General features: G+C 42.7%; 12 protein-coding genes. 5 read left to right on the top strand and 7 right to left on the bottom strand.

Translation table 11 applies throughout. The features are described 5' to 3' along the window. Positions 1 to 20 precede the first annotated feature (20 nt). A complete protein-coding gene (locus tag QW087_01875) occupies positions 21 to 755 on the top strand; it encodes a biotin/lipoate A/B protein ligase family protein (protein ID MEM2943473.1) in 735 nt (244 codons plus the stop codon). Positions 756 to 758: 3 nt separating this feature from the next. Here the strand turns inward: QW087_01875 and QW087_01870 are convergent, their stop codons facing one another. From QW087_01870 to prf1, 3 genes are read right to left on the bottom strand one after another with little or no spacing between them, the layout of a single operon-like run. Continuing rightward, positions 759 to 1,250, bottom strand: a complete 492-nt coding sequence (locus QW087_01870; GenBank protein MEM2943472.1) for a GNAT family N-acetyltransferase — start codon at positions 1,248 to 1,250, stop codon at positions 759 to 761. Further along, positions 1,250 to 2,965 carry an arginine--tRNA ligase gene (argS, locus tag QW087_01865; GenBank protein ID MEM2943471.1) on the bottom strand — a complete coding sequence of 572 codons (1,716 nt, stop codon included), beginning with the start codon at positions 2,963 to 2,965 and terminating at the stop codon, positions 1,250 to 1,252. Before argS ends, QW087_01870 begins: the two co-directional genes overlap by 1 nt. A gap of 5 nt (positions 2,966 to 2,970) precedes the next feature. Beyond that, complete coding sequence (prf1, locus tag QW087_01860; protein ID MEM2943470.1) at positions 2,971 to 4,230, bottom strand: peptide chain release factor aRF-1; 1,260 nt, start codon at positions 4,228 to 4,230, stop codon at positions 2,971 to 2,973. A 57-nt stretch (positions 4,231 to 4,287) separates the two neighbouring features. On the opposite strand from prf1, the gene pyrH reads away from it, so the two are divergent. Together pyrH and QW087_01850 are read left to right on the top strand one after the other, a co-directional pair. Further along, complete coding sequence (gene pyrH / locus QW087_01855) at positions 4,288 to 4,971, top strand: UMP kinase (GenBank protein MEM2943469.1); 684 nt, start codon at positions 4,288 to 4,290, stop codon at positions 4,969 to 4,971. Between the two features lie 210 nt (positions 4,972 to 5,181). Next, positions 5,182 to 5,871: a zinc-ribbon domain-containing protein gene (locus tag QW087_01850; protein MEM2943468.1), complete on the top strand. Its 690-nt coding sequence runs from the start codon at positions 5,182 to 5,184 to the stop codon at positions 5,869 to 5,871. Between the two features lie 7 nt (positions 5,872 to 5,878). Here QW087_01850 and QW087_01845 read toward each other — a convergent pair whose 3' ends face one another. Then, positions 5,879 to 6,706, bottom strand: a complete 828-nt coding sequence (locus QW087_01845) for a D-aminoacyl-tRNA deacylase (GenBank protein ID MEM2943467.1) — start codon at positions 6,704 to 6,706, stop codon at positions 5,879 to 5,881. Between the two features lie 254 nt (positions 6,707 to 6,960). Between QW087_01845 and QW087_01840 the strand changes: the two genes are divergently transcribed. Continuing rightward, entirely contained in the window at positions 6,961 to 8,268 is a 1,308-nt protein-coding gene (locus QW087_01840; GenBank protein ID MEM2943466.1) for a tetratricopeptide repeat protein, read from the top strand. Here QW087_01840 and QW087_01835 read toward each other — a convergent pair. The 3 genes from QW087_01835 to QW087_01825 all read right to left on the bottom strand — a co-directional run bounded on the left by QW087_01835 (position 8,228) and on the right by QW087_01825 (position 11,458). Continuing rightward, positions 8,228 to 9,748 carry a phenylalanine--tRNA ligase subunit alpha gene (locus QW087_01835; protein ID MEM2943465.1) on the bottom strand — a complete coding sequence of 507 codons (1,521 nt, stop codon included), beginning with the start codon at positions 9,746 to 9,748 and terminating at the stop codon, positions 8,228 to 8,230. The two genes, QW087_01840 and QW087_01835, sit on opposite strands and share 41 nt — an antisense overlap. Positions 9,749 to 9,960: 212 nt before the next feature. Then, positions 9,961 to 10,341 (bottom strand): tRNA (N6-threonylcarbamoyladenosine(37)-N6)-methyltransferase TrmO, encoded by a 381-nt coding sequence (gene tsaA / locus QW087_01830; protein MEM2943464.1) that lies wholly within the window; start codon positions 10,339 to 10,341, stop codon positions 9,961 to 9,963. Continuing rightward, positions 10,331 to 11,458 carry a tryptophan--tRNA ligase gene (locus QW087_01825; protein MEM2943463.1) on the bottom strand — a complete coding sequence of 376 codons (1,128 nt, stop codon included), beginning with the start codon at positions 11,456 to 11,458 and terminating at the stop codon, positions 10,331 to 10,333. The genes tsaA and QW087_01825 overlap by 11 nt, the downstream gene beginning before the upstream one ends. 339 nt (positions 11,459 to 11,797) lie before the next feature. On the opposite strand from QW087_01825, the gene QW087_01820 reads away from it, so the two are divergent. After that, positions 11,798 to 12,583 (top strand): ThiF family adenylyltransferase, encoded by a 786-nt coding sequence (locus QW087_01820; protein ID MEM2943462.1) that lies wholly within the window; start codon positions 11,798 to 11,800, stop codon positions 12,581 to 12,583. The last annotated feature ends 1 nt before the right edge of the window (position 12,584 follow it).

Raw genomic sequence — 12,584 nt, 5'->3', positions numbered from 1 at the left:
CGAATTATTTTCGAACCTATATGCTTTGGCGCCTGATCGATACTGATCTAGCATCTCCCGAGTTCACTGTCGCTGCCGACGAGGCAATGATGATAGCTCGACACAAGAATATGGTGCCTAACACACTTCACTTGTATCGTCTGGATCGTCCAACGGTAACTTTGGGTTGCTCAGAAAATATCGATGAAGATATCAATCTTGAAGTTGCCAAGGAGAATGACGTTGCCATTGTTAGACGGGCGAGTGGTGGGGGAGCATTTTTTGTAAATCAGGATCAAATTCTATACTCTACAGTGGTAAGTACAGACACTATCCCAGAAAAGCCTGAGGAAACATATGAAGTGATATGTGAGGCAATTGTCAAAGCGCTCGGTTATATGGGCATAAAGGCTGAATTTAAACCCATCAACGATATCGTTGTTAAAGGAAGAAGAATATCCAGAAGCTTTCAGATAAGAAAATGGGACGTAGTCCTACAGCATGGTACATTGATTATAGACGCTGACTTTGACATGATGTTTCGAATTCTGAAGACTCGGAGAAAGAGGATTAGATCATCAGAGGATATGACATCCCTCACCAGAGAACTCAGGCGAATGCCATCAATTGATGAGGTCAAGAGAGCGCTCGTGCGGGCTTTTGCCGAAGAATTTCAAGTGGAAATGGTCAAAGGTGTACTGACTTACTTCGAGGAAAGAATGATTTCCGCGCTGATCGCAGATAAATATGGACGAGCAGAGTACAAACTCCTTTGATGATCACTCAAAACGATCGAGGTCTAAGAGGGCGATCTTTCTACTGTCGACGAAGAATCCCAGCTTTTTATGAAGCATGATCGATCTGATGTTGTCAGGCATGATCGTACTATAAATAGCTTTAGCACCGAGCTTCTTACCCTCGCTAGCAACAGTCTTCAACAACTTGTATGCTATACCCTTCCTTCTGAACTCGGGATGAACTCCAAGATTCTCGATCCATATAACGCTGGGAAGACTGAGTATGTGCGGAATCATCTGAGCAAAGATGAACCCAACAATCATCGAATCCTCTTTTGCCACATAACTCAACCCCTGTCGCAAATAGTGTTCGAAGGAAGTTTTCGATGAAGCTCCAAGCTGGTCGATAAGCTCCTGTGAAAGTTCACTCCATTTTTTCGTCAGTGAATTCTCCAAAGTCTCTCTTAAACAAAACAGTTCGAGCGCTCTCACGGCACCTCTATCTTCCTCCTTCAAAGACTCGATTCTAAACATTACATCTCCTCCGGCGATCCGATCCCCATGACATTTAGGCAATTTCTCAATGTCCACATAGTACTCTCTACGAGTGTTAGCCTAGCGTTGATTCTTTCTCCCCCTTTCAAAACAGGAACATAAGTATAAAATTGATTAAACGCCGAAGCAAGTTCGTGTCCATACGCTGGCAGAAGGTGAATTCTTCTTTTCTCTCCTGCTTCTCTTATGACGCTAGGAAATCTTGCGAGTACTTTGATTAGTCTTATTTCATATTGATCTGAGAGCAATAACGGATCAATAACGTGATCATAGTGACCTGCTTTTTTCAATATGCTACACGCCCTTGCATGTGCGTACTGGACGAATGGTGCGCTATTGCCCTCAAAATTGAGAGCTTCATGCCACTTAAAGACAATGGGCTTCTCAGCCTGGATTCTTATGATATTATATCGAATTGCACCTAGCCCGATTTCCCGTGCGATTTCAACCATTTTACTTTCTGATAGGTCTGTTCTTCTTTTTTTCACTTCTTCAAGAGCTCTTTCTTCAGCCTCATCGATCAGATCATCTAGAGTGACTACTCTCCCCTTTCTCGTAGACATGCGCCCCTCAGGAAGAGATACAAATGAGTAAAATACGTTCTCCGGCGCTTCATTGATCCCCAAAATCCTCAGGGCAGCTTCTAAATGTGCCATACCAAGCTTTTGATCTTCGCCGAGGATATTGATCACGTGGTCTGCCCTCTTGAACTTATCAAGGTGATATGCGAGATCTCTGGTTGTATAAAGAGTCGTACCGTCACTTCTTGTGAAAAAGAACTTGGAATCCCGCCCTTCGATTCCGTATTCCTCAAGGTCAAGATAGTAGGCTCCCTCCTCTTCCCTTGCAAACTTTGTTTCTTTCAATTTCTTGACGATTTGCTTCGCGCTCCCGTCGAGAATAAATTGTGATTCCCAGACAAAATTGTCAATTTCAACATTAACTTCCTTCAAACTTTGACTAATTCCATCGAGAATCTGTTGGGTGATTTCACGCACTCTTCTCACAATCGCTTCGTCTCCCATCTCAAATCGGCGCAGCATTTCCGAGATCTCAGCACTTATTCTTGGATCGTTTTCCATGAGTTCATTGGCCTTCTGATAAAATGCGACCAGGCGATGATCAGCCTTTTCACGATCGCCTTTATTAATATCTTCCTCTGGGATGTTTTCAACGCCCCATACAAGCAGGATGACTTGTTTACCAACATCATTTACATAGTATTCTGTTTGGACGTCATATCCTCCCATCCGCAGACATCTGGCCAAAGTATCTCCAATCAATGGATTCCTTGCCCTCCCCACATGAATCGGTCCAGTTGGATTCACTGATGTATGTTCGAGCAGAATCCTAAAATTCTTTCTTGGAAAGGATCCATAATTATCTCTTTCGCTAATAATAGTCTGGAGGGTAAGTCTAGCAAGTGTATCATATTTTAATTGAAAATTAACATATCCCCCTGCCACCCAGATCTTTGAAATCAAATCCATATCTGGTAATTTAGATCGGATTTCCTCAGCTACTATGGTTGGCGCTTTTTTCATCGTTCTTGCGAAATGAAAACATGGAAGCGCGAAATCTGCTATCTCATTTGGAGGAACCTCTAATGTAAAAGCTCCATCAATACCAGTCTCCCTCAATATGTGGAGAATCGAGGTCTCTATTTCCCTTATGAATGGTTCTAGGGGATCCATCGTTTTCATCCTCCAGTTCTAAATCGGAGTATCGCAGCAATGCCACCAAATGCCTTGAGCAGCATTTCTCCTTCTTCCGAGTCCTCAGAAATGAGTTCAACCTTAGTTCCCACGTTACTTGCAAGTTCGTATAGTTCGTCGATAAAATCAACATTCGCCGAAATTAATGCCTGTCCTTTGCACTTAGGACATTGAAGATTTTGTGGCTCACTATCTGCGGTGATCGTTTCACTATAACCGCATGAGGGACAACTAATAGTGATTCTACGTTTTCTCAATCCCTCTGAAACCAGAAGCGTGTCGACAGCTCCGATCATGAGGTTTCTTCTTACCTCTTCCTCACCATATGCCGCTAGTCCGCCGTCAGTTTTTCGAATTTCTTCGAAAAGTCGTTGCATCAATCTCTTCTCCCTCATTAGATCGAGGTCTTCAAGCTTTTCTTTTGCCTTTTCCATCAGCTCTTTCAGGCCATACTCATCTGTATATCCGGTGTCAAATGTGCCAATGACCTTCTTCTGGATTTCGTGATGAAGGTATCCAGATTCATAAAAATAATCCTTCGTAGGACCAGGTCCTCCAATAAGGATTCCGTGAAGGTCTTTCATGTTGAGAAAAATCTCATTTGCTGTCTCGCCAACTTTTGTAAAGAACTCGTGGGCTGCAATTTCAATAAGACGTTCGAATCTTAACGCTGACTGTCCACCCATACGGTGTTTACTTGGCACTAGCGATTGGATATTCTTGATCGCTTGAACCCTTTTCCCTCTTAAAATCCCAATAGTTGCCTCACTTCGATCAATGACTATCAATCCATAAGCTTTCTTTTCCGATAACATTTCTAAGAGCGGCTCTAGATAGAATTCTGAATCGCATCTATAGAGAAATGTCGTGATAGGCTCCGGCGGCTCAAGCACAAACTGCGTCATTCTTGTTTGATCGCCTCCTACAGCCACTTCACCAACGAAGATTGCAAGACCGTTCTGAGGCGGTTTTTTATAAACCTTTAACCGTGATAAGATCGATTGTATTGCTCCCTGGACATTTTTACGTGTACTCTGGGATTTAATGTTAGAGGACTGCGAATATTCATTCCTAAGATATGCAGCAACATCATAAATTTGCTTCTCTGGCGGAATGTAAAGTGAGATGAGTTCGGTCCCGCGACCGTGCAGCTGCTTGAGCTCCTCTAGTGCCCTCTTAAAATCGTATTTTTGCTTATCCGTTAGTCTATCGACCGCAGCTGTCGATTCCATCTTTTCAAGCAACCCATTCTTTTTTGTAGGCCAAAAGAAATTACACTATCTAAATCTGTTGGTGTCCATATGGAATCTGTCGTGATTTCGATCGGAGGCTCGATTTTGGTTCCAGGCGACGAGGATGCGGAATTCATCAGAAAATTGGTGAATTTGATTCGAGCCCTTTCGAAAGAATATAGATTGTGTATAGTTTGTGGAGGGGGAAAGATTGCACGGTATTACATATCGGTTGCTAGGAGCCTAGGTATGAGCAGAGAGGAACAAGATGAGCTTGGGATTGTAGTGACACGTCTCAATGCTAAGCTTCTGCAAACCCTTCTTAAAGATATTGTACCACCGAGTATCCCAACGACATCAAGAGAAGCATCTGTTTTGATGTCTAGTTATCCTGTGGTGGTAATGGGAGGTACTGTACCAGGTCATACAACCGATGCTGTTGCAGCAATGGTAGCGAGAGAGTCTTCCTCTGCTAGAATCGTGAACGCTACTTCCGTCGATGCGGCTTATTCTGCCGATCCAAAAAAGGTGCGCAATGCAATAAGATATCAAAAACTTACATTTGAGGAGCTAATCAAACTCGTAGATAAGGGGGATCATCAAGCTGGACCATCAGATGTATTTGATAAATTAGGGGCTCAAATCGCCATGGAGTCAAATATCCCAGTTTATATTGTGAATGGGCGGGATCTCGGAGATTTGGAAAGCGCAGTTAGAGGCAATAAGATCAAAGGTACAATAGTTTCAGACTGATCGAGGTGGATTTCCGACGGCAGTTACTAATTTCAACGGATTAAAATCGATATTGAGCTCAAACGGGCTGAAATCGCCGTGGTGAACGTGCCGAACAGTTTACCATGGTAAGGATGAAATTCGCATAGAACTGCCAGAATCAGATTAAATAGCATTGGATACAATTATGTTCCTTGTTGAGAAATTTGCCTCGAAAGAAGGGATGTTTGTATGAATAAACAGACTCTAAAACCTCAACCAATACGAGTTGCGAAGGGAAAGACAACTATTCTGCAAATAATCGGAGCGATCTTTTGTATCGTTGGATCGCTGATGATTATCTCAACAGCATTTCTCCCTTGGCTTGAGGTATATCGAAGTCCAGGTGCAACGGAGGCGATCATTGTAAACGACTTATTAGATTTCTCAGATCGTTATTGGATTATTTTTGCAATCATCGCGGTTTCCGTAGCATTACTTTTAGTGGCACTTGGAGAAGTTGCTCTTGCTAGAAGGGAAATCAAATTTAATATCGGTGTGTGGTCCCTGCTGTCGTTCCTATTTGCGATGGTTTGTATTATTCTTATTACGATGACAGTTCTCTGGATAACAGAGGACTACTCAGTCGGCATTATTGCGGGAATGAAGTATGGCTCAGCAATATTCCTGGCAGCATTTGCCTCGGTACTCATTTTCTCTGGGTCTTTATTACTACTATTCAACCATTTGAATCTACATCGCTCGGTGACGGCTTGGTCTCCTGCTCGGCAAGAAATCAGGCCTAGGTACAACCAGATCTCTGGAGCCGGGGTTGATAGAAATTTGAAAAAGAAAAAGGATGAACTGAAATGCACTAACTGTGGATCTCCTATTGAAGAGGGTTGGATTGTTTGTCCCATCTGCGGCTTTCGCCTGAAGTAGAGTGAGGTTAGGGGAGCGATTGACTATCGACGATTTCTAGACCGATTTTAGCGAGCAGACTTAGCATTTTTGTGACGTCAGATCGTTTCATCGCCTTTCTGTGAATGTACGCATATCTTACATTGGGTGTATTTTCAGCTGCCATTCTAAGAGTTCTTTCGATTCCTTCGTCGTCAAGTTTTTCGAGTACGTAGCTTGGTATCATATGGCCAAAGGAAATCTTCTTTGTGAGTGCAACTTCTGAAAATCGAGGTGCATAATGCCCACCGCCTATACCGATAGCGACCGGATCATCAGAAACTTCTGCTATCATTACGCTTTTCGCTATTACTCCCGCAGCCTCTAAATTATCCCACATAGATTGGTCGCTTCCTATTTCAATAAAACACGTGGGTCTTGTTGCGTAGGGGCCATGATGGGTTACCTCGAAGCTCACTTCGAAGTCTAAATTAGATGCCAACCGCTTCATTTCTCTGAGCATTTGAGTCATTCTTCGAGGCATGGCCGGAACAAGTGTCCGATCTAGACCTCCATATTCTGCTGTAAGATAATTTCCGATCGGGTGCACAGTTAGAGTATGGATCCCCGATGCTGCTTTATGTCTGGAAAGAAAAATGATCTCTTCAACCTCATAACCCATCTTTTCACTAATATCCTTTTCAATGTTATCGGCATTAAGGTGGAGTTCATTTATGCTAACTAAAAGGTTTTCTCCATTCGAATAGACCTCATTATCGTCAAACTCGCCTTCATATGACCATCTATAGCTTGAAAAAATAGAATTTCTAATATTGATGCTCGCTTTGTCCTGCAAGCTACAGACAATCAGTTTCATGGGATCATCATTCAATGACAGAATTCCTTCATCCCTTAACTGCTATTGAAATTTGCGAGGAGGGAACCGATTGAGTACCCGATTGTGACACTATCGTTTCACATTTATGGCCATATTGACACGGAGGACGATCTTCATGCTCAATCGAAGCAAGAAAGGTCAGATTCGTCGATATAGGTGTGAATTCATTGCTGATTATCATGCATAATAATCACCAGCGCACATCTATATAGATGTATTCTAAATCTGGCTTGATGACTCCATATCTCACGGTGTCCGAAAGGATCATACTGCATCTATCTCAGTACTCCAAATATCAAAATGAATATGATGTTCCATCTGATGTGAGTCAAGACGGTATAGCCCTTGCGATAAGGATTTCGAGAGCTCATGCTGCAATCGAGCTCAAGAAACTAAAAGAAAGTGGCGAAGTTATCGAAAAACTTTCACACATCAAAAGGGGGAAAACAAAACGAAAAGTTTACTTTCTCACCTCCCGTGGAGAGGAGCGCGCACAAAAGATAAGGGAATTTGCAGAAAAAGAAGGTATCGCAATTGGCCCATTGCTTGATCTTCGCAAATGCAAGGGCGAAGAGCTATGGAACGCCACAGACGCCGAACTCAGACCAATACTTGCCCAGGCATGCGTATTCAGAAAGCCATTCAGACGGAGCGCTCTACCAGATACCACCGTTCCTATTCTTCCCATGGATGAAAAGGGTTTGGTCGAGATCCCCCAAAATATTAGACAGTATATTCAGAAAATTGTAGATCCTTCTGACCTTAAACGTTACCATAGTTTTGCAGCAGACTATTGGTTAAAAGAAGGAGACTATAAAGAACGCTTATATCATTTGATCAACGCTGGACGTAAACGGGAAGTGGAAATGCTAATCACAAGCAGGAGCAAAGATCTGCTTGCAAACGCAGACGAGGACCTTCTATCAATTCTCAACGGGATTGCGGATCCTTCCAAGAAATATGCGGGGCAGATTTGGTTATTTATTGCGGAAGTTGCAAGGAAAACTGGACATCTTGAATACGCGGAGAAAGCACTCAACATGCTCGCATTGCAAGGCAATCTACAGGATGTAATCCTGGGAAAGATCATACAAGGTCGAATATTATTATCAAAGGGAGATCTAAACGGTGCGCTAGAATTACTGCGAGAAGCTAGGCAGCGGTTTGGTGAAAATGATCAGAACGCAGAACTTGACTGTGATATCGCCGACGCATTAATTGGCCTAGGCAAACTCAATGAGGCAAGAGAAGTACTAATGAAGGTGATATCTCTCAAAACAAAAAAGCAAGATCCCGAATTGCTCGATCGCGCCCTTTACCAGCTCGGGGTGGCTTACTTAAAAATGGGTAATGGACAAGATGCTATTAGATATCTGAGCAAAAGCATGGGTCTTGCAGGTAGCGCTCAATCCGCTGACATTCTGGAGGCACTTTCGGAGGCATACAAAATACTCGGGATGAATGAGAAATCTGCTGAGATCGTCGACAAATTACAATTGATCAGAAAAAAGGGCTGCCCCTCAATAGGTCAATGTCGCTGATATAAAGATCCCTGATATCTAACAGATTCCAACGAAGCATAGCAAGGCGCTCAAACCCTAATCCCCATGCAAGCACATTGCACTTAACTCCAAATGGTGCGGTCACCTCAGGCCGAAAGATTCCCGCACCTCCCAGCTCCATCCATTTCCCGTTATAAAACACCTCAACTTCGAGCGATGGTTCAGTGTACGGAAAGTATCCAGGTCGGAAGCGGAGTTTCTCAAATCCCATCCGACGATAGAACTCTTTAAGGATACCACAGAGCATGTCAAAATTCGCACTTTCCTCAACGACGATCCCCTCTATCTGCATGAACTCTGGCAAATGCGTTGCATCAATCGATTCATTGCGGAAAATTCGACTAATGGAAAAGACTTTAATTGGAGGATCTGGATGTTTGGCTAGATACCGAATCGTTGCCACTGTGGTATGGGTTCGCAAAAGAGCCTTCTCAGCCTCTTCTTTTCTCCAAGAGTACCGCCAACCTGTTGAACCAGTCCATCCTCCATTTTCGTGCATCGCTTTAACTTTTTTTATCGTTTCTTCATCTTCGAGCGGAATCTTCATTGGTTTCTTGAGGTAGAAAGTGTCCTGGAGATCCCTCGCAGGATGGTCCTGCGGTGTGAATAACGCATCCATATTCCAAAAAGCTGCCTGAATATATTCATCATCAATTTCATTAAATCCCATCTGGACGAAGATCCTTCGAACTTCTGCTGCCATCCTCGTAATCGGATGTTTCTTACCTGGATAGACTGATGGTGCGAACGCTCTAATGTCATATTTTCGAAGATAGACATTTCTCCATTTGCCCGTCTGCAAAATTTCTGGCGTGAGTTGTCCAATTTCTTCCTTGACCTCTTCGATCAATTGTGCAACTTCAGCGCCCAACTGCGTGAGTGCTATATTCCTGCTTATTGCAAGCCTTTCCGTGATGAGGTCTTGTCGCGATTTTAGTTCCTGGACGAGTTTCTTGTCGATCTCATTTTCCTTTAGATCTCTTTCTGAGAGAATCTCAAGAATTTCCTCGTCACGCATCTTAGAATTTTGTACTTCGTAGCCCTGTGTCGTAAGCGAGATTATCGTTTTATTGTCTTGCTTTTCAATCGTAGCAAGTCCCTTTCTTCTAAGCCATCCTATGGCAATCGGTAGTTCATCTCTGCTCATTGCCTTTTGAAGTTCGTTCGTATCAAGTCTGCCACCAGAGGCAACAATTATCTCCAGAGCTCTTCGTTCCGGTAGCCTTTTCATTACAATTTCTTTGTCTTTAATCGAGTAAATCTTCGTAACACTCTCATTCACCACTACGAGGTTTTTTGATTGTAGCCATGAAACCGCATTCATAACCTCTACAAGCTGTTTGAAGTTACCCTTACCTAAGATTTCCTCTGGCGTCAATGGAGCATTGGTGTTCCTGAGAATTGTCAAGACGCGTTTCTCATTAGGACTAAGACTTTCCAGTATGTCTCGGATTGTCATGCAGATGGGATAAAAACTAGAGTACTATTTTTCGTTTTTGCATGCGTCTTTTTCAATCTCTTTAAGGAAAGTTACTCTGCCAGTAGACAATTTCATTTGCGTGGCGGAAAATTGAGTACATTGTTTCATTTATTCATGATGCTGCTCCACTCAATTATTTCGTCCAACTAGTATAGTTTGGTTTACTGAAAGAGTTCATAATTTTTCGAACTTTAACGTTGGTCTCTCCTCGCCGCTGGCTTTATGTCAATTACAGGCGTGCCGTTAAAAGCATCGAGCCCTTTGACTACGATGACATTTCCTTTGCGATCGATTAATTTCACACGCGTGAGTCCAAGGAAATTTGGTCTTTTTGGACTCCTCGATGAAAAAACACCCACTTCAGGTAAGGTCGGATCATGATGGGGATGAACTCTCAGCTTGTATGATTCGGATTTGTGAAAATAAAATATTATTTCCAGCTCATCGCATTCTTCGATCCTATATAGCCCGTCTGCATATTCTGGTAATATGATGACTTCTGATATCAGTTCATCGAAATCTGTATCATCTTCCGCAGCGTTCTTTACATATCCAATCGGTTTAATTTCCATCGAAATCCCTTAGCATGAAATCCTCGAGTTTCTGCCGTGCCTCCTCCCTTTTCTTTTGATGTAATTCCAAAAACTTGACGATTTTGTCCGCTAATTTCTTCTTACATTCACCGCAAAGGATCTTTCCCAACCTGCATTCATGTATGAGATCCTCCAGCTTTTTATCGTCGGGCTCAAATAGGAAATATTCATATTTGAAAACTGAACATATATCTGGCTTTCCACCTGTTTTTCTTTGCTCTGCAGCAGATACAGCACCGCCAGTAAATGCATTGGCAATCTTTCTTTTCACAGTTTGAGCGTTATCGGTGGTGAAAATTGTTGTTTCAGGTTGCGAAGATGACATCTTATCCCCGCCCATAAGGCTTGGAAACATCTTGTTGTGGATTAGAGCTGGCTTGTAGTATCCAAGGATCGGTGCTACATCCCTTGCAACCCTGAAGTGAGCATCTTGGTCGATACCACATGGTATCAAGCAAGGGATATTTCTTCCCTGCAATTCCGATTCGAGAAAGGCAGGAGCTGCTTGAATACTAGTGTAGAAAATCGAACCGATATTACAACTATTGTCGAATCCAAAAACGGCTTTGACGGTCGAAAAAGTCACTCTTTTCGCAACCTTGAGTGCGATTGGATATATTGTCCTAATAAATTCTGTATCAAGGAATATTTTAGTATGTTTGGCATCAAAACCAAGAGCGATCACGTCTAAGGCGTTCTCGTATGCGTTTTTTTTGGTATCATCAAGCGTGAGATTCTCATTGAAGAGGAACTTCTCATCATCAGTCATTTGGAAATAGAGCTTTGCGCCGAAAATATCTTGGAGATGTTTTGTAAACATCCACGTGACAAGGTGACCGATATGTGTACTTCCAGAAGGTCCTCTACCGGTATATAAAATAAATTTCTCCCCATTATCGTATCTATCAAGAATCCAGTCAAGGTCCCGATGGGAATATGCAATGCCTCTACGAAGCATTGGATGTAGGTTTCCATATCTTGATAATCTTGTCAACATTTCCTCGTCGATTCTCTTTGTGCCAAATTTTTCAAGCAGTAAGTCGTAATCGATCTCTCCTGAGACCTCCCAAGGAGTCACCGTGAAATTATTGTTCATGTGGGCACCGATTTTCGACGAACCGCTTAATGTGTAATGAATTTTTCCAACTACTAGCACTTATTCCGTTCGCTGAGGGTTGATAGTGTTGCAAATCTCATTTCTTAGTGGCACCTTAACGACACGCCACGGCGGAAAGTTTGTAATCCTATTCTCTGTTGGCAGATAGAATGGCTTAAATCGACAGCATGACAGCATGTTCTATTTTAGCAATCATCCAGTCTAGGTGCGTTTTCATCGAAAACCGTTTTCTTTTCGTGATGACGCAGGGGCGTCTTATTATCATATTTCGAAATGGAAGAATTTTCTTTATTAATTTGGCTAGAATTAGGTTCTCCGATGACGGCAGTGATTAAACCAGGGAGAACTGATGATGATCGATTTGACAGAGCAAAACGAATAGGATGGATAAATCTCGATAGAGTGAAAGCATCGAACTGCTTAGTCGTAGGAGCTGGCGCTCTTGGTAATGAAGTCGTAAAAAATCTTGTTCTATCAGGCGTCCAATCAATCACCGTGGTCGATATGGATTTCGTCGTGCGGTCAAATTTGAATAGGTGCATATTTTTCAGAGATGATGACGCAACGGTCAAAAGAGCAAAGGCGATTGTCATAGCAGAGCGAGCAAGAGAACTTAATCCTTATGTGGTAATTGATCCTATTGTTATGAAGCTGGAGGATATGAATCTAGAGTTTCTAGATAATTTCGCTGTAGTATTTGGGTGCCTTGACAATATATCAGCTCGATTGCATCTTAACGCCTATGCATATAGGGAAGGAGTACCATATATAGACGGAGGAATGGATGGAACACTCGGAAAGGTCCAGGTTGTTATCTCTCCACACACTCCTTGTTTGCAGTGCACAATGAACCTTTCGCATTCAAGAGCATTGAATGTGAGGTATAGTTGCACGGGATCGGAAGTTTCCGTCTATATTCCAAAGACGGCTGCAGAAATAACAACAACAAGTATTATTGGAGCTATCCAGGTGAGAGAAGGGCTCAAGATCCTCAGCGGCAAAACCAAAGATTGCATCACAAACGTTTTTTACTATGACGGACTGCGAAACAGGTATGAGATGCTTGAGGTTTCCCGTGACCCCTCTTGCCCTGTTCACATTTAGA

Source organism: Methanomassiliicoccales archaeon (assembly GCA_038850735.1).
Classification (GTDB): Archaea; Thermoplasmatota; Thermoplasmata; order Methanomassiliicoccales; family JACIVX01; genus JACIVX01.
Note: the sequence above shows the minus strand (reverse complement) of the source record. Positions and strands in the feature narration are given on the sequence as shown.